We start from the raw sequence: 17,229 nt of genomic DNA, 5'->3' as shown, positions 1-17,229 counted from the left end.
CATGGCGTGGTACGTCGCCAAGCGGCTCGCCGTCTCCGCCGTGGTGCTCCTCGGCATCTCGGCCGTCGTCTTCTTCCTCCTGCACCTGGTCTCCGACAGCCCGGGCCGCGTGGTGCTGGGCCAGCGTGCGAGCCCACAGGCCGTCGCCGACTTCAACCACGAGCACGGCTTCGACCGCCCGGTCGTGGTGCAGTACCTCAGCTACCTCGGCCAGCTGCTGCACGGCGACCTCGGCCGTTCCTACAAGCTCAACCAGGACGTCGGCACCCTGCTCCAGCAGAATGCCGGCCGCAGCGCGATGCTGTCGCTGGCCGGGCTGGTGCTGGCGCTGCTCGTCGCCGTACCGCTGGGCATCCTGCAGGCGGTCAGGCGCAACAGCGTGGTGGACCGGGTCGCCACCGGCCTGGCGTACGTCCTCTACGCGACACCGGCGTTCCTGCTCGGCCTGGTCCTGATCGCGGTGTTCAGCCAGCAGCTGGACCTGTTCCCGGCGGAGGCATCGCAGTCGCACTCGCCGTGGGTGGTGTTCACCGACCCGCGCTCGATGGCGCTGCCGGTCGTCACCATCGCGGTCACCAGCATCGCGATCTTCAGCCAGTACCAGCGTTCCTCGGCGCTCGACCAGCTCGGCCAGGACTACATCCGGGTCGCCCGCGCCAAGGGCCTGCCCGAGCGGCTGGTGCTCACCCGGCACCTGCTGCGCAACGCGTGCCTGCCGCTGATCACCCTGGTCGGCACGATGATCCCGCTGCTGCTGGCCGGCAACCTGATCGTCGAGTCGCTGTTCAACTACTCCGGGCTCGGGCTGCTGTTCCTCAACAGCCTGCAGCGCGAGGACTATCCCGTGCTGCTCGCCTACACCCTCATCGGCGGCGTGCTGACCGTCGTGGGCAACTTCATCGCCGACATCGCGGTGGCCATGGCCGACCGCAGGATCGAGCTGGCCTCATGACCGCTGTGCCCGCCACCCCCGCGACGCCCGAGACCGTCCTGCCGCCGCCCGCGCCCGCCGGCCTCCGGGCCGCCGTACGACGGATGCGGCACCACCCGCTCGGCCTGGCCGGCGGTGCGCTGCTCCTGCTGGTCGTCGCCTTCTGCTACCTCGGCCCGCTGGTGTGGAGGACCAACCAGACCGACGTGAACCTGCTCGACGCCGCCCTTCCGCCCGGCCCCGGGCACCCGCTCGGCACCGACACCAACGGCTTCGACGTGCTCGGCCGGCTGATGGCAGGCGGTCAGGTGTCGCTGCAGATCGGCCTGCTGGCGGCGGTCTTCGCCACCACCTTCGGCACCGTGTACGGCGCCGTGGCCGGCCTCGCCGGTGGCGTGGTCGACGGCTTCCTGATGCGGATGGTCGACGTGCTCCTGTCGGTGCCCTTCTTGTTCTTCGTGCTCATCCTGTCGGCCCGCTTCCACGCGAACGCCTGGACCCTGGCGCTGGTCATCGGCGCCTTCTCGTGGCTGATCTCCGCGCGCCTGGTGCGCGGGGAGGTGCTGACCCTGCGGGTGCGGGAGTACGTGCTCGCGGCCCGGGTGATGGGCGCCTCGCGACGGCGGATCATCTTCGCCCACCTGATCCCCAACGCGATGGGCGTCATCATCGTCAACGTCACCTTCCAGGTGGCCGACGCGGTGCTCGTGGTCGCCGCGCTCGGCTTCCTCGGCTTCGGGCTGAGCTATCCGACGACCGACTGGGGCAGCCAGCTGGCCAGCGGCGTCACCTACATCTCGGCCGACTACTGGTGGCTGATCTACCCCGTCGGCGGGTTCATCGTCCTCACCGTGCTCGCCCTGAACCTGCTCGCCGACGCGCTCCGGGACGCCGTCGGGCGCAAGGCCGACTAGGTCCGCACCGGCCGTCGTACTCCCCGAAACCGCCGCTGAGGAATCGTCGACTCGGACGAACCGGCCGCCGTACCGCTGGTGCAGCCTCATCCGAACAGCAAGACCCCCACCCACACTGCGGAGAAGAAGACATGACCCACCTGCGTGGACAGCGAACCGGCCGCCTCGGCGTGGCCCTGGTCGCGGTGGTCGCCCTCCTCGTCTCGGGATGCTCCAGCGAAGGAGCATCGACGAAGGACGTCGCGAAGAAGTACAAGGACATCCCGGCCGAGACCGGCAAGCCCCAGGACGGCGGCACGATCACGGTCGCGCTGACGCCGGGCCTGAGCCCCAACTACATCTACCCCTACCCGCCCGCCTCGGCGAACGGCACCGTGATCGCCCGCGGGCTGATGTGGCGTGGGCTCTACCGCACCAGCGGCACCGGCGACCAGGTCGTCAACCCCGAGCAGAGCCTGGCCGAGCTGCCCGAGGTCAGCGAGGACCGCAGGACCGTCACCGTCCGGCTCAAGGACCGCACCTGGTCCAACGGCCGTGCGGTGAGCGCCGACGACGTCGTCTTCTCCCTCGACCTGCTCAAGGCGGCGCTCGACAAGAGCCCCGGCAACTGGAGCTTCTACACGCCGGGCCAGTTCCCCGACGGGGTCACCGCCGAGGCGACGGCCGACGACACCGTGACCTTCCACCTGGAGACGGCGTACAACGAGTCCTACCTGCTCTCGATGCTGGCGCTGCTCTACGTGATGCCGTCGCAGGAGTGGGCGATCGCCGAGACCGGCGGCCCGCAGCTCGACTTCACCGACGAGAAGAACGCGAAGGCGATCTACACCTACCTGACCAAGCAGTCCGAGGACCAGGCCGGCTTCGCCACCAACCCGCTGTGGCAGGTCGTCAACGGCCCCTACAAGCTGAAGTCCTTCGACTCCACGACCGGCTCGTTCTCACTGGTGCCCAACGAGGAGTACGCCGGTCCCGGCGACTCCCGCCTCGACCAGGTCGACTTCAAGGCGTTCACCTCCGCCTCGGCCGTGCTCAACCAGTACAAGGCAGGCACGCTCACCGTCGGCACTCTCGACTCCAGCTACGTCACCGAGATCGACGCCCTCAAGAAGGACGGCTACCACGTGTACGGCGCCCCGGCGCCGGCCCGCTTCGACTCGCTGACCATCAACTTCGAGAACACCGTCGACGACTTCGACAAGATCATCGCCCAGCCCTACGTGCGCCGGGCGCTGCAGCACCTGATCGACCAGCAGGGGTACGTCGAGAGCCGCGGCATCTACAACGGCGCGGCCTCGGAGAACTACAGCACCGCGGGTGCGGACTCGCCGTACCCGCCGGAGTTCGGCGACGAGGCGCCCTACCCCTACGACCCGGAGGCGGCCCAGAAGCTCCTGACCGACCACGGCTGGAAGGTGGCGCCGAACGGCACCACCACCTGCGAGAGCCCCGGCACCGCCGAGGACCAGTGCGGCGCGGGCATCCCGCAGGGCGCGAAGATCAGCTTCACGCTGGCCTCGGCCAACACCCCGGCGTACGTCGGCGCACGAGACGTCGCCTTCGTCTCGGAGGCCAAGAAGCTCGGCATCGAGGTCAAGGTCGTGACCAAGTCGCTGAACTACATGTACTCCAACTACGGCAACAGCTTCGCGCCCGCGACGAAGAACGAGTGGGCGATGCAGGACTACGGGCCGCTCTACCTCGCCGCCGGCTACCCGAGCAGCAACACCGTCTTCAACACCACGGGCAGCTTCAACCTCGGCAGCTACTCCAACAAGGACGTCGACAAGCTGATCGACGAGTCCACCTTCGGCGCGGACCCGGCGGTGCTGTCGAAGGAGATCACCACGATCTCCGAGGACCTGCCGGTGCTCTTCTTCCCGACGCCGCACACGCTGGTGGTCTGGAAGGACACGCTGTCCGGCCCGCCGGAGTCGTTCCAGGCGCTGCTGAGCTTCCTGTACAGCCCGGAAGAGTGGTATCTCACGAAGTGATGGCGACACCGATCCTGGAGCGACTGCGCGGCGCCGCGACCGGCGCTCGCGTGGTCGCCCTGGGCGAGGCGTCGCACAACGTCACCGAGCTCAACGAGCTGCGCGACGAGGCGCTGCGGATGCTCGTCGCGGAGCACGGATTCACCGCACTGGTGCTGGAGGCCGGGTTCGCGGAGGGGCTCGCCGTCGACGCCTGGGTGCGCGGCGGGCCGGGCAGGGTCGAGGACGTCGCTCGGGACGCGATCTCCTACGGCTTCGGGCACTCCGCCGTCGTGCACCGGCAGCTCTCGTGGCTGCGCTCCCACGGCGGGGTGCGGGTGTACGGCATGGACGTGCCGGGTGGCTCGACCTCTCCCGGGCCCGCGGTGCGGGCCCTGCTGGCCCGGATCCCCGCAGCTGCGGGGGATCCGGACCTGCTGCGGCGCAGCGACCTCGGTGGCCGGGTGGAGGCGGCGGTCCGGTACGCCGGGCTGTCCGGCTCCGCGCGCGAGCGGCTGCTGGCCGACCTGCGAGCCCTGGCCGCGCGTGGACTGGCCATGGGCGACCCGGTGGCGGAGCGGCTGGCCGCCTCGGTCCTGGCGTTCGCCGACGGCCAGGACCGGGACCGGTTCATGGCCGACACCGTGCGCTGGGTGCTGGAGCGCGAGGAGCGGGTGCTGGTCAGCGCGCACGACGGGCACGTCCAGCGCACGCCGTACGACGGACTGCCGACGCTGGGCGGTCTTCTCGCCGACGCGCTGGGCTCCGACCTGCTCCTGGTCGGCACCACCTTCGCCTCCGGCCCCGCGGTCCGGATCACCGACCGCTCGGACCGGCCCTTCGACTGGGCCGTGGCGCTGGAGGAGGGCGTTCCCGGTCCGGTCCTGGACGACGACGCGTTCGACCTGGTGCTCGACCTCGGCGAGGTGCACCGCGTGCCCGGCGCCTTCGAGCGGCTGCGGCGCGAGCTCGCGGCGCCGTACCCGCCGACCCGGACCGTCGAGGTCGTCGCCACCCGGGCGGGCGTCTCCGTGCCGGACCCGTACCGCTGGCTGGAGGCCGAGGATGACGAGGTCCATGCCTGGCAGCGCAGGCAGGCCGAGGTAGCGACCGGCTCGATCCTCGGTGGGCAGGACCGCGCGGCGCTGCGGGCCCTCGTCGAGGAGTACGACGCCGGCGCACGACCGGTGCTGCCCCGGCATGCGGCGGGGCGGTGGTTCCGGCCGGTGGGTTCGTCGGTGGTGGTGGCCGATGAGCCCTACGGTGCGGGGGTCCCGGTCGTCGTACTCGAGGCGGGGGCGTTGCTCTCGTGGCTGGCACCCTCGCCCGACGGCCGGGTGCTGGCGATCGGCGTGTGCACCGACGGCAGCGAGCACAACACGATCCGGCTCGTCGACGTCGCGTCCGGTGAGCGGCTGCCCGCGCCGCCACAGGTGCTGCACAGTGCCTGGGCCGGCGGCGTCTCCTGGGCGGCCGACAGCGCGGGCTTCTGGTTCTTCGCGCTGACCGGCACTCCGGAGGAGTTCGTGCAGGCGACCTTCCACCACGCGCTCGCCACCGGTGCCACGGTGGTCGAGCCGGTGCCGGTGCCCGCGGGTTCGCGGGAGTACACGCTGGTCCAGCCCTCGCCGGACGGGCGCTGGCTGGTGGCCTCGCACCGGGTCGGCAGCCCGATCCCCGTCGCGGTGCGGGACCTGGCCTCCCCGCAGGCCTCGTGGCGGCCGTTCGTCACGTCCTGCACCGGCACCGTCGCGGGACACGTCGTCGGCGACAGGTACGTCGCGGTCACCGATGTCGGCGCCGCCCGCGGCCGGCTGGTCGCGATCCCGCTCGACGCGGCGTCGCCCGACGACGTCTCCTGCTGGGAGGAGCTGGTCGCCGAGGGGCCGACCGTGCTGCGCTCGGTCACGCCGGTGGGGGAGCACCTCTACCTGTCCGAGCTCGACCGGACGTTCGCGCGGGTGCGCGTCCTCGAGCGCTGCGGTGGCGCGGTCGGCGACGTGCCGCTTCCTGGTCGAGGTGCCCTCGCGGCGCCCTTCTTCGCGCTGACCGGCCTCGCGGCCGGTGGGCCGACCCCGGACTTCCTGTTCGCCTTCTCGACGCCCACCACCTCGTGGAGCGTGCACCGGCACCGCGCCGGTGCCGCGGACGTCGAGACACTGCTCGCGCCGGTCGTGACGCTCGACGCGGTCCTCGAGGAGGACGCCGCGCCCGCCGCCGACGGGACGCTCGTGCCCTTCCACGTCATCCGCCCGACCGACGGCGACGCGGCGCCCGCGCCGACCCTGGTCACGGCGTACGGAGCGGCCAATGTGCCCACCTTGCCGTCGTACCAGCCCGACCTGGCAGCCTTCGTCGCCGCCGGTGGCACCGTCGTCCAGGCCTACCTGCGCGGAGGTGGCGAGCTCGGGCGGGACTGGTACCTCGCCGCGCACCGCGAGACCAAGCACGTCCGCGACGACGACCTCGTCGCGGTCGCCGAGCACCTCGTCGCAAGCGGTCGTACGACGCCCGACCGGCTCGCGCTGACCGGCGGCTCCGACGGCGGCCTGATGTGCGGCGTCGCGGTCACCACCCGCCCCGACCTGTGGCGGGCGGTGCTCCCGCGCGCGCCCCTGCTCGACCTGGTCGCCGGCATGCGCGACCCCTACCTCGACTTCGTGATCCGCAAGGCGTGGGGCGATCCCGACGACCCGGCCGACGTACGCCGGATGATCGGCCGCTCGCCGTACGAGCTGATCGGCCCGGGCACCTTCCCGGCCGTCTACGTCCAGGCCGGCGCCACCGACCCCCGCTGCCGCCCGTGGCACGCGCGCAAGTTCGTGGCCCGTCTCCAGGCTGCGCAGGAGGGCGATGCCCCGATCCTGCTGCACGTCTTCGAGGACGCCGGGCACGGCGCCGCCACCAGTCCCGAGGTCGTGGTCGCGCAGGACGTCGAGTGGCTGGGCTTCCTCGTCCAGCAGCTCGGGCTCAGTCCGGAGCAGTGAGGTCCATCAGCCGCAGCTGGAGCATCGCGGCCAGCCGGGCGTTCGGGTCGGTGAGGTCGAGCCGGCCGACCTCGGCGGCCCGGCGCAGGCGGTAGCGGAAGGTGTTGGCGTGCACGTACATCGCGGCCGAGGCGATGGCGACGTCGCCGAAGGCGTCCAGCCAGGCGCGCAGGGTGTCGACCAGGCTGCTCTGGTGCTCCTGGTCGTAGGCGACGATCCGCGCGACGGCGCCGCTGGGGATGTCGCCGCGCGGGACCCGGTCGGCGAGCTCGAGCAGCAGGGCCTCGAGGTGGACGTCGTCGAGCCGGGCGACCTGCTGGCCGGGACGTGAGCGGAGCACGCGCAGGGCGCGGTCGGCGCCGGTGCGCGAGCGCTTGAGGGAGGCGCTGCCGGGGGCGAGTGGGCCGACGCCGACGAGTGGACGCAGCCGGGAGTCGACGCGGGACAGGAAGTCGGCGGCGATCTCGGCGGCGCGTTCCTCGCCGTCCTTGCGGCCGCGCGCGACCGGCAGGATGCCGTAGGCGACGTCGCCGACCAGGCCCGCGGCGCTGCGCGGGTGCACGGCGGTCAGGTGCAGCGCGAAGGCGTCGGCGACCCGCTTGCGCTCGACGGCGAGCTGCGCGGGCAGCGGGCTCTCGGTCCCGGCGCCGACCACGGTCAGCGCGAGGACGACCGCCGGCTCGTCCTTCAGCCCCAGCCGGCGCAGGGTCTCCGCGGTGCGCGGGCCGCTCTCGAGCGCGGTGCTGAGCAGGTCGGCCCGCAGCCGCCGCTCCACGTCGGCATCGGCCCGCGCCCACACCAGGTGCATGGCGACCAGCTTCGAGGCGTCGTACAGCGCCTGCCCGCGGGCCTCGTCCATCGGCTCGTTGACGACCGCCCAGATGGTGCCGAGTATCTCGTCGCCCGCGCGTACGGCGATCGCCGCGCGCCCGCTGCCGGACGGCTCGTCGTCGGACAGCGGCGGCACCCAGACCGGCCGCGTGGAGCGGTAGATCTCCTGGAAGACGCCTTGCTCCTCGAGCTGACGGGTGTAGTCCTCGGGCACCTGCCGGCGCAGGATCGTCTGCACCCGCCAGGTGTCGGCCTCCTCCTGGCGGCTGGAGAACGCGAGCAGGCGTGAGCTGCGGTCCTCGATCGTCACGGGGGCGTCGACGAGCGCGGCGATCGCGTTGGCGACGGCGAACAGGTCGTCGAGGCCGGACTGGTAGCCGACCACCTGGCGCAGCCCCGCGCCGGTGCGGCCCAGCGGCTCCGGGTCGAGCTCGGGGCCGTCGCTGGTCAGGGTCCTGATCATCCCGGCCAGGTGGGTCCAGGCGGCCCCGCGCGCCAGCGCGAGCACCGTGACGCCCGTACGACGCGCCGTCGCCGCGAGCTCGTCACTCCCCGCCACGGGCGCGCGGACGACCAGCCCGAGCACGCCCTGCGCACCGAGCCGCTCGACCGCTTCGGTGATCGCCGCCGGCTCCTGCAGCCCGACCCCGAGGACCAGCGCGTGCTCGGGCAGCTCCGGCTCGTCGAGCGGGTCGTCGATGACCACCCCGCCGATCTCCTCGGGCCGCTGCACCTCGCCGCAGACCACCTCGAGCAGGGTGCTGCCGAGCTCCTCGACGACGCGAGCGAGTCCGGCGCGGGGGAGGTCGGCCACGGTCACCACCCGCCCGACGCTAGCCGCGGGGCATGGGGTCGTCGTTCGTCCGGCACGACGAAATCGTGACAGATGCTGGTGGGATCGAACAGGCGGTTGAGTTGCCACGAACTCGCCGTCGAGTTGCCACGAACTCACCGTTGACTTGCCACTTGCCGTGCGGGGTGGCAACTCAACGGTTGGGAAGCGGCAACTCAACGGTGAGGATGGGGCAACTCAACGGTGAGGATGGGGCAACTCAACGGGGTCAGAGGGGGATCCAGGTCCGGTCGACGGTGACCTCGTCGAGGACGTCCGGCAGCGGGCTGACGCCGAGGCCCGGACCCGTCGGCACGGACAGGTGACCGTCCTCGAGCACGAACGGCTCGGTCAGGTCGGTCGCGTAGTAGCGCTCGGAGGCCGACGTGTCGCCGGGCAGGGTGAAGCCGGGCAGCGCGGCCAGCGCGAGGTTGGCAGCCCGGCCCAGGCCCGTCTCCAGCATGCCGCCGCACCAGACCGGAATCCCGTGCGCGGACGCGACGTCGTGGATCCGGCGCGCCTCCAGGTAGCCGCCGACCCGGCCGGGCTTGATGTTGACGATCGAGCAGGCGCCCAACGTGATCGCGTCCGCCGCGGCCCGGGCGGAGACGATCGACTCGTCGAGACAGATCGGCGTACGGACGGACCTGGCGAGCTCGGCGTGGCCGAGCAGGTCGTCCTCGGGCAGCGGCTGCTCCAGCAGCAGCAGGTCGAAGTCGTCGAGCTGGGCGAGATGCCGGGTGTGGCCCCGACGGTACGCCGTGTTGGCGTCGACCTGCAGCAGGACGTCTCCGAACCGCTCCCGTACGGCGCGCACCGGCTCGACGTCCCACCCGGGCTCGATCTTGAGCTTGATCCGCAGGTAGCCGTCGGCCAGGTACCCCTCGACCACGTCCAGCAGCGCGGGGATCGACTCGGTGATGCCCACCGAGACCCCGCAGGGCACCCGGTCGCGGACCGCACCGAGCGCGTGGGCGAACGAGACGCCCCGGCCGCGCAGGTCGGCGTCCAGGATCGCCGTCTCCAGTGCTGCCTTGGCCATCCGGTGACCGCGGACCGACTGCAGCGCCGGCGCGACCCGGTGGGCGTCGAGATGCTCGACCTGCGCGACCATCGGCACCAGCACGCGCTCCAGCACGTCTGCCGCGGCCTCGGTGTACTCGGAGGAGTAGAACGGCCCGGTCCCGGCGCCGCACTCGCCCCAGCCCTCGGCGTCGTCGGTGACGGCGCGCACGAGCAGCGCCCGGCGTACCGTCTCGGTCCCGAAGGACGTCCGGAACGGCGCCACCAGCGGCACCTCGACGGTCCGGATCTCCACCCCGGTCAGCTTCATTGCGCTTCCTTCCTCTCCACGACGTACCAACCCGATCGGTCGAACTCCCGCACCCGCGCGCCTCCGGCGAGCAGCCCGCCGAGCACCTCGCGCAGCGCCTCGCGCCACGTGGCGGCGAGCGCCGGGTCCTGCTCGCGCAGGCCCTCGACGTCAACGGGTACGCCGACCAGCACCGTGCGCCCGTACGCCGGCCGCAGGATCGGGCCGCCCGCGGCGGACACCTCCAGCGCGACGACCGCGCCGTCCGCGCGCAGCTGCTCGACGTCGACGGCGCGGGGGGTCCCGGCGCACGCGGCGACGACGGCGGGTGCGTCGAGCGACCACCGCACGAGGACCCGGTCGGTCGGGTCGGCGCGGTTGATGTCGTCGTCCATCGGCCCGTAGAAGTCGGGGAGGTACTCGGTGACGTCGGCGGCGAGCTTGCCCAGGTTGAACCACGAGTTGCGCCGGATCAGCGGGTCGTAGGTCCAGGTGATGGCACCGGCGCCCTGGTCGAGCGTCCACGCGCGCTGGTGCAGCTTGAGGGCCAGGCCGACGTGCCGGCCGGCCATCCGCGGCGCGACACCGGCGATGTGGCTGTGCAGCGCGTCGCGCGCGGGCGCGGAGAAGAAGCCGAAGCAGGCGCCGACGAGCTCGTCGCCGTCGTAGGCGCCGCTGACATAGCTGCCCGCCTTCGCCATCGCGCGGAGCAGGTCCGCGGTGACCGGCGGGTTGGTCGCGCCGGTGCGCCAGATCCGCTCGTAGAGGCGGCGGACGTCCTCCAGCGACGCGATGTCGTCGAGGGTGCGGATCGTGATCCCCGCGCCGGCGGCGGCCTTGTCGGCGTCGGTCCAGGCGGTCATGGGCGGTCCACGGCCAGGAGGTCCGTGACCAGAGCGGTCAGCAGCCGGGTCCGGCCGGGCAGCTCGGCGACCAGCACGTGCTCGTCGTCTGCGTGCGCGCCGCCGCCCACGGCACCGAGTCCGTCGAGGGTCGGGGTGCCGACGCCGGCGGTGTAGTTGCCGTCCGAGGCGCCGCCGACGGAGATCGAGGTGACCGGGTCCAGCCCGAGGTCGTGGGCGAGCAGGGCCGCACGGTCGTAGAGGTCGCGAGTCGCGGTGGGGGTCAGTGGGGGCCGGTTCGGCCCGCCGACGACCTCGACGTCGGCACCGTCGAGAACCGGCCGGAGCGCGTGCATCGCCGCATGCACGCGGTCCTGCTCGCCCTCGTCGCGCACTCGTACGTCGACCCCGAACCCGGCGGCGGCGGGCACCGTGTTGATCGTGGTACCGGCGTCGAGGCGGGTCGGAGTGACCGTCGTACCGCGCTCGGGGTCGGCGATCGCGGCGACCGCGTGCACCTGGTGGGCGACCTCGATGGTCGCGTTCACGCCGCGCTCGGGCTCCAGGCCGGCGTGCGCGGCGCGGCCGGTGACGAGCACGTCGTACCGGGAGACGCCCTTGCGCTCGGTCTTCAGCGCGCCACCGGGGCCTGCCGCCTCGAGGACCAGCGCGCCGGCGCAACCTCGAGCCTCGTGCTCGATCAGCGCGCGCGAGGAGGGGGAGCCGATCTCCTCGTCACCGGTGACGAGGAGGGTGACGCCGTCGCGGTCGTCGAGCGCGGCGAGGGCGTGCAGCGCCATCACGACGCCGGCCTTCATGTCGAAGCAGCCGGGCCCGCGCAGCACGCCGTCGCTCACGCCGAAGGGGTGCGTCTCGAGGGAGCCGAGCGGCCAGACGGTGTCATGGTGGCCGAGCACCAGCACCCTGCGCCCGGTGCCGAACCGCCAGCGCAGGTGGGTCCAGCCGTCGAGCACGATCCGCTCGGGCCCCACGCCCAGCAGGCGGGTGCCCAGGGCCGCCACCACCTCGGCGCTGCGCGCGACCGCCGCCAGGTCCTCCGACGGGGACTCGCAGGTCACCAGCGCCTCGAGGTCGGCGACCATCGCGTCGAGCGACGGGAGGGCGCGGTCGGGTGCCTGCTGGTGCATGCTGCCCAGCATCGGGAACGCGGCGACGCCGCGGGCTGTCGGCCCGGCCAAGATTCCGGGTCCGCGTTCGTCGGGCAGCCCGAGTCCGACGAGCGTACGCTTCGATCGTGGCGAGCGCCGGGACCCAGGAGGTCCGCTTCTGCCGCACCGACGACGGCGTGCGGATCGCGTGGGCGCGCCACGGATCCGGCCCGCCGCTGCTCATCGTGTCGTGCTGGCTCAGCCACCTGCAGCACGACTGGCAGAGCCCGGTGTGGCGGCACTTCCTCGACGACCTGGGGGACGTCGCCACCGTCGTCAGGTACGACGAGCGCGGGTTCGGCCTCTCCGAGTGGGACGTCACCGACTTCTCCCTGGCGCGCCGCCTGGCCGACCTCGAGACGCTGGTCGACGCCGCCGGGCTCGACCGGTTCGCGGTGCTCGGCATGTCCGGCGGGGCACCGGTCGCGGTCGCCTACGCGCACGCGCATCCCGAGCGGGTCAGCCGGCTGGTGCTCTACGGCGGCATGGCCGGCGGCGGCATCCAGCAGGAGGACGAGGCCGCCGAGGAGGCGTTCCGCGCGATGATCCGGGCCGGCTGGGCGCGGCCGGACCCGCTGTTCCGCCGGGTGTTCACCAACGCCTTCATCCCTGACGCCACCGAGCAGCAGATGGCGTGGATGGACGAGCTGCAGCGCACCTCGACCAACACCGAGAACGCCGTGTGCAGCCGGATCGCCCGCCACGCCGTCGACGTGCGGGAGCTGCTGCCCGGGATCAGCGCACCCACGCTGGTCCTGCACGCCGAGGGCGACCGGGTCGCACCCGGCTGGGGACCGCGGCTCGCGGCCGCGATCCCCGACGCGCGGCTGGTCATGCTCGACTCGCGCAACCACGTGCTGCTCGCGGACGAGCCGGCCTGGCCGGTGTTCCGCCACGAGGTGGCCGGCTTCCTCGCCGCAGACCGGGTCGTCGTACCCGTCGACCACCTGTCCGCGCGCGAGCGCGAGATCCTGCTGCTGGCCGCCGAGGGCCTCGACAACACTGCGATCGCCGAGCGGCTGACGCTGAGCGTGCGCACCGTCGAGCGGCACTTCCAGAACGTCTACCTCAAGCTCGGCCTGTCCGGGCGTACGGCGCGTGCCGCCGCGGTCTGCCGGGTCCTCGGGATCGACGCACGGGCCTGACGCGTACGCGTCGGCAGCCACCGCGTCGCCGCGGTTGCGCGTCGGCACCGATGCCCGCAGGCGCCCCGGATTCCTAGCGTCGGACGCATCGGCGAACACCCGCCGCACCGACGAAGGAGACGACGATGTCGAACAAGGCAGTGGTCAGCCTGGCCACCGGGATGGAGGACCCCGAGCGGGTCACCGTGGCGTTCCTGGTCGCGCTCGGCGCGGCCGAGCACGGACGCCCGACGCTGATGTTCCTGACCAAGGAGGCCGTGCGGCTCGCCGTACCGGGCGTCGCGGTGGGCCGGGCCTGCGAGGGCTGCCCGTCGCTGCCCGAGCTGCTCGAGCGCTACCTCGCGGCCGGCGGGACCTACCTGGTCTGCCCGCTGTGCTTCAACGCGAAGGCGCTCGACCCCGAGAACCTGGTCAAGGGCGCGGAGATCGGCGGCACCGTCCCGATGTGGGAGTGGATCGGCGAGGAGGGCGCGACGTCGTTCAGCTACTGAGCGACTCCGTGCTCAGGCCCAGATCGCACCCGGCCGCCCGCCGTCGACGGTGACGACCGCGCCGTTGGCAACCCGGCCGCGCGGCGAGGCGAGGAAGGTGACGACGTCGGCGACCTCGGCGGCGGTCACGGGCCGGCCCAGGGCGTTCGCGGAGGCCGCGGTGGCGTACTGCGGATCGCCCTCGGTGCGCTCGGTGACGGTCAGGCCGGGATGCACGCAGGTCACTGCGATGCCCGCCGGGCCGAGGTCGTCGGCGAGGTTCTTGCTGAGCGCGACGACCGCGATGTTGCGCACCGAGCCGGTGATGTTGCCGGTCGCGCGGGCGTTCATGCCGCTCACGTTGACGATCGCGCCGCCCCGACGCCGCAGGTACGGCGCCGCGGCGCGCGCCGTGCGGAGGTAGCCCAGCGCCTTGGTGTCGAGGTTGCGCAGGAAGTCGGCCTCGTCGAGGCCGGGCAGGCCCGGGACGGCGGCGGTCGTCGCCCGGGGCGCAGCGCAGTTGACCAGGACGTCGAGGCCGCCGAGCAGGCGGGCCGCCTCGTCGACCGCGGCGACCACGGCCGGGTCGTCGGTGGTGTCGGCGACGACGTGCCCGGCCGCACCGATCTCGCCGGCCGTCGTGGCGAGGGTGTCGGGGTCGCGCCCGAGCAGGACGACGCGAGCGCCCTCGCGCGCCAGCGCAGTCGCGACGGCGCGGCCGATGCCGCGGTTGCCGCCCGTGACCAGGGCCGCGGAGCCAGCCAGGCCGAGGTCCATCACGCCTCCATCTCGGGGATCGGCGTGCGCAGGGTGCTGTCCGCCAGCCAGGAGTCGAGGTTGGCGAGCGTCAGCTCGCGCATCGCGGCCCGGGTCACGTGGGTGCCGGATGCGACGTGGGGGAGCAGCACGACGTTGTCGAGGGCGATCAGCTCGGCCGGCACGTTCGGTTCGTCGGCGTAGACGTCGAGGCCCGCACCACCGAGCCTTCCGTCCTGCAGCGCGGCGACGAGCGCGGGCTGGTCGACGACCGATCCGCGGGCGATGTTGACCAGCACCCCGTCCGAGCCGAGGGCGTCGAGCACCTTCCGGTCGACGAGCGCGTCGGTCGCGGAGCCGCCCGGGACGACCACGACGAGGCTGTCGACGGAGGCCGCCAGCTCGACCGGCGAGGCGGCGTACGCGTAGGAGACGTCGGGTACCTGGTGGCGGTTGTGGTAGCTCACCGTGCAGCCGAGGGCCTCGAGCCGGGTGGCGACCGCTCGCCCGATCCGGCCCAGCCCGATGATGCCGACCCGGCTGCCGGCGACCTGCGCGGTGAGGGGGTACGCGCCAGCCGGCCAGCTCCCGTCCCGCACGAAGCGGTCGGCGGCGACCACCTCCCGTCGTACGGCGAGCAGCAGCGCGATCGCGGTCTCGGCGACCGCGTCGTCGAGCACCTCCGGGGTGTTGCTGACCGCGATCCGGCGCGCCAGTGCGACCGGGACGTCGATGTTGTCGTAGCCGACGCCGTGGTTGGCGATCACGCCCAGGTTCGGCAGCGACGCGATCAGTTCGCTGCCGACCCGGCCGGTGTTGGTGCACACGATGCCGACCACGTCGCCCGCGCGGGCCGGGAGGTCGGCCGGGTCAACGGCGTCGTACCGCTCGCCGACGGCCTCGTGCAGCTGCGGGCTGAGCGGGGGGACTCGGAGGATCGTCGGTCGGCTCACCCGTCCAACATAGAGGCCAGCGCCTCGAGGGTCGGACGCCGTCCGCGGGCGACGTGGGCGTAGGCGAGGGCGGCGGCGATCTCCTCGTCGCCGTTGCGGATCGCGTCGAGCAGCGCCTCGTGCTCGGCCCCGTGGCCGTGGTCGCCGCGGAAGGTGGTGAGCCGGAACAACCAGTGCACGCGACCCGAGACGACCCGCATCAGCGCCTTGAGCAGGCTGCTGCCCGTCAGCTCGAGCATGACCTCGTGGAACTGGGAGGTGGCGGCCGCGATGTGCCGCTCGTCGCCGGTGCGGTGGGCGCCGCCGGACCGCTCGAGCGCCTCCTCGAGCAGGGCGATGCCGTGCTCGTTGATGTGCCGTGCCGCCAGCCGGGCGACGAGCACCTCCAGCGCCTCGCGGACGTCGAACAGCTCCTCGACGTCCGCGATCGTCAGCTGCCGCACGGTGGCACCCCGGCGCGGCCGGATCTCGACCAGGCCGTCGAACTCGAGACGCCGCAGCGCCTCGCGGACCGGGACCCGGGAGACGTCGAGCATGTCGGCCACGTGGGTCTCGCGGAGCCGCTCACCGGGCGCGACGGCGCCGGACACGATGCGCTCGACGAGGTCGGCGTAGATGCGGTCGACGAGGAGGTCCTCGGTGAGGTCGTCGTCGCCCTCGGGGTGGTGGATGTCGAGCATCGCCTAGACCACGTTCACCCGGAGGCACAGTGAGTTGAGCTCCTCGACACCCTGCTCGGTGACGATCACCGTGCCGCCGATGCTCACCCGTGCCCGGTCCAGGCAGGCGTTCGGCTCGAACGCGAAGGCGACACCGGGCTCGATCACGAAGTCGCCGTCGCGGGGTGTGGTGTGAGGCAGGGGGACGCCGGCCAGTCCGGCCTGCTGGTCCATCCCCACGTGCGTCGCGCCGTTGTAGATGACGGGCGAGACGGTCTGCACGACCGGTCCCATGTTCCACGCTCCTGCCTCGCGCAGCGGCTGCTCCATGACCTCGCACAGCTCGGCGAAGGTCCCGCCGACGTGGAGGTAGTCGACCCCGCGCCGATAGGCCTCGACCGCGACCTCCTCGAGCCGGCGGTGGACGTCGTCCGGCTGCCCGACCGAGATCTCCACCTGCTGCTGTGACTCGAAACCACCGTAGAGGGTGAACAGCTCGGCGCCGTAGACGTCGCCCTTCTCCAGGACCCGGGACCCACCGCCCATCCACGGCCAGTCGGGGCCGGCCCAGCCGAGGCGTTCCGCGCCGCTGCGCTGGGGGCCGTTGAGCCAGAGCCCGCCGGCGGCGGTGACCGACTGCATGCCGGCAGCGGAGATCTCGGACTCGCGGACACCGGCTCCGGCGACCTCGATCATCGCCGCGCAGGCGGCCTCGCCGATCGCCGCGGAGTGCCGGATCATCGCCAGCTCGGCCTCGCTGTGGACGAGCATCAGCTGCTCGAACTCGGCGTGCAGGTCGACGAAGCTCGCCTCGGGCAGCCGGTCCAGGACACGCTGCCAGGTCCCGAACGGGATGGTGCCGGCGACGCTGGCCGGGGCGCGGCTGCGCAGCCCGACGACGCCGATCGTCGCGGCGGTGAGGCCGAGGTCGGCGAGCACGTCGCCCAGCTGGTGGCCTGGTCGGGTCAGGCGCTGGTCGGTGACCCAGCGCTCGTAGCGGCTCCCGGGCTCGTCGTACCGGCCGAGCGTGATGTTGCCGGTCGGCACGACGGACACCGGCTCGCCGTGGCGGGGGAGCACGCAGTAGCTGCGGGTGCCCTCGTTGGTGAGGTATCGGTCGAGCTGGTCGCGGCCCTGTCCCGACACCAGGACGGCGTCGAGGCCGGCTTGGTCCATGAGGGCGCGGACCGCTGCGTAGCGCCGGTCGCGCTCGGTGGTCGTCAGGGTGGGGAACTCGGTCATATCGGTCTCCTCGTATACCAAATCATCTGTTGGTGATCGCGGGCTCTGAGCCGGTGTGCTGCCCGTCGGCGAGCCAGAATCACCGTAGCAAGGCGGGAATCAATATTTAAGTGCTTAGAAAGTTAGATGAAAGCCTTGTTTCCATCCCGGCGTATGTGCTGTTCTATGTATACACGCCGGGTGAGTTGGCTCACAGGCGGACACGGACACAAA

General features: G+C 72.6%; 14 protein-coding genes. 6 read left to right on the top strand and 8 right to left on the bottom strand.

What is annotated here, in order from left to right:
• The first annotated feature begins 1 nt into the window (after position 1).
• The 4 genes from QI633_RS17265 to QI633_RS17250 all read left to right on the top strand — a co-directional run bounded on the left by QI633_RS17265 (position 2) and on the right by QI633_RS17250 (position 6,805).
• Complete coding sequence (locus tag QI633_RS17265) at positions 2–952, top strand: ABC transporter permease (protein ID WP_282426458.1); 951 nt, start codon at positions 2–4, stop codon at positions 950–952.
• On the top strand, positions 949–1,845 hold the full coding sequence (locus QI633_RS17260; protein ID WP_222117786.1) for an ABC transporter permease: 897 nt from the start codon (positions 949–951) through the stop codon (positions 1,843–1,845). Before QI633_RS17265 ends, QI633_RS17260 begins: the two co-directional genes overlap by 4 nt.
• A 131-nt stretch (positions 1,846–1,976) precedes the next feature.
• Positions 1,977–3,839, top strand: coding sequence for an ABC transporter substrate-binding protein (locus tag QI633_RS17255; RefSeq protein ID WP_141798065.1), 1,863 nt, complete (start codon positions 1,977–1,979; stop codon positions 3,837–3,839).
• Entirely contained in the window at positions 3,839–6,805 is a 2,967-nt protein-coding gene (locus tag QI633_RS17250) for a prolyl oligopeptidase family serine peptidase (RefSeq protein WP_282426457.1), read from the top strand. The genes QI633_RS17255 and QI633_RS17250 overlap by 1 nt, the downstream gene beginning before the upstream one ends.
• On the opposite strand, the gene QI633_RS17245 is transcribed toward QI633_RS17250, so the two are convergent.
• The 4 genes from QI633_RS17245 to QI633_RS17230 all read right to left on the bottom strand — a co-directional run bounded on the left by QI633_RS17245 (position 6,789) and on the right by QI633_RS17230 (position 11,770).
• The gene (locus QI633_RS17245; RefSeq protein ID WP_282426456.1) at positions 6,789–8,459 is read right to left on the bottom strand and encodes a helix-turn-helix domain-containing protein; all 1,671 of its coding nucleotides are present in this window, start codon (positions 8,457–8,459) and stop codon (positions 6,789–6,791) included. The genes QI633_RS17250 and QI633_RS17245 overlap by 17 nt on opposite strands.
• A 238-nt stretch (positions 8,460–8,697) precedes the next feature.
• Entirely contained in the window at positions 8,698–9,801 is a 1,104-nt protein-coding gene (gene menC, locus QI633_RS17240; RefSeq protein ID WP_282426455.1) for an o-succinylbenzoate synthase, read from the bottom strand.
• Positions 9,798–10,643 carry a GNAT family N-acetyltransferase gene (locus QI633_RS17235; RefSeq protein ID WP_141798068.1) on the bottom strand — a complete coding sequence of 282 codons (846 nt, stop codon included), beginning with the start codon at positions 10,641–10,643 and terminating at the stop codon, positions 9,798–9,800. The genes menC and QI633_RS17235 overlap by 4 nt, the downstream gene beginning before the upstream one ends.
• Entirely contained in the window at positions 10,640–11,770 is a 1,131-nt protein-coding gene (locus tag QI633_RS17230; RefSeq protein WP_282426454.1) for a M20 family metallopeptidase, read from the bottom strand. The genes QI633_RS17235 and QI633_RS17230 overlap by 4 nt, the downstream gene beginning before the upstream one ends.
• A 107-nt stretch (positions 11,771–11,877) precedes the next feature.
• On the opposite strand from QI633_RS17230, the gene QI633_RS17225 reads away from it, so the two are divergent.
• Both QI633_RS17225 and QI633_RS17220 read left to right on the top strand, forming a co-directional pair.
• Entirely contained in the window at positions 11,878–12,936 is a 1,059-nt protein-coding gene (locus tag QI633_RS17225) for an alpha/beta fold hydrolase (RefSeq protein WP_282426453.1), read from the top strand.
• A gap of 125 nt (positions 12,937–13,061) precedes the next feature.
• Positions 13,062–13,427 carry a DsrE family protein gene (locus tag QI633_RS17220; protein WP_141798070.1) on the top strand — a complete coding sequence of 122 codons (366 nt, stop codon included), beginning with the start codon at positions 13,062–13,064 and terminating at the stop codon, positions 13,425–13,427.
• Positions 13,428–13,439: 12 nt separating this feature from the next.
• Here QI633_RS17220 and QI633_RS17215 read toward each other — a convergent pair whose 3' ends face one another.
• From QI633_RS17215 to QI633_RS17200, 4 genes are read right to left on the bottom strand one after another with little or no spacing between them, the layout of a single operon-like run.
• Positions 13,440–14,183, bottom strand: coding sequence for an SDR family oxidoreductase (locus QI633_RS17215; protein WP_282426452.1), 744 nt, complete (start codon positions 14,181–14,183; stop codon positions 13,440–13,442).
• Positions 14,183–15,115: a 2-hydroxyacid dehydrogenase gene (locus tag QI633_RS17210; protein ID WP_282426451.1), complete on the bottom strand. Its 933-nt coding sequence runs from the start codon at positions 15,113–15,115 to the stop codon at positions 14,183–14,185. Before QI633_RS17210 ends, QI633_RS17215 begins: the two co-directional genes overlap by 1 nt.
• A complete protein-coding gene (locus QI633_RS17205) occupies positions 15,112–15,795 on the bottom strand; it encodes a GntR family transcriptional regulator (RefSeq protein ID WP_141798072.1) in 684 nt (227 codons plus the stop codon). The genes QI633_RS17210 and QI633_RS17205 overlap by 4 nt, the downstream gene beginning before the upstream one ends.
• A gap of 3 nt (positions 15,796–15,798) precedes the next feature.
• On the bottom strand, positions 15,799–17,016 hold the full coding sequence (locus QI633_RS17200) for an aminopeptidase P family protein (RefSeq protein ID WP_141798073.1): 1,218 nt from the start codon (positions 17,014–17,016) through the stop codon (positions 15,799–15,801).
• Between the last annotated feature and the right edge of the window lie 213 nt (positions 17,017–17,229).

The organism is Nocardioides sp. QY071, assembly GCF_029961765.1.
Taxonomy (GTDB): domain Bacteria; phylum Actinomycetota; class Actinomycetes; order Propionibacteriales; family Nocardioidaceae; genus Nocardioides.
This window is presented reverse-complemented; position numbering and strand designations above follow the sequence as displayed.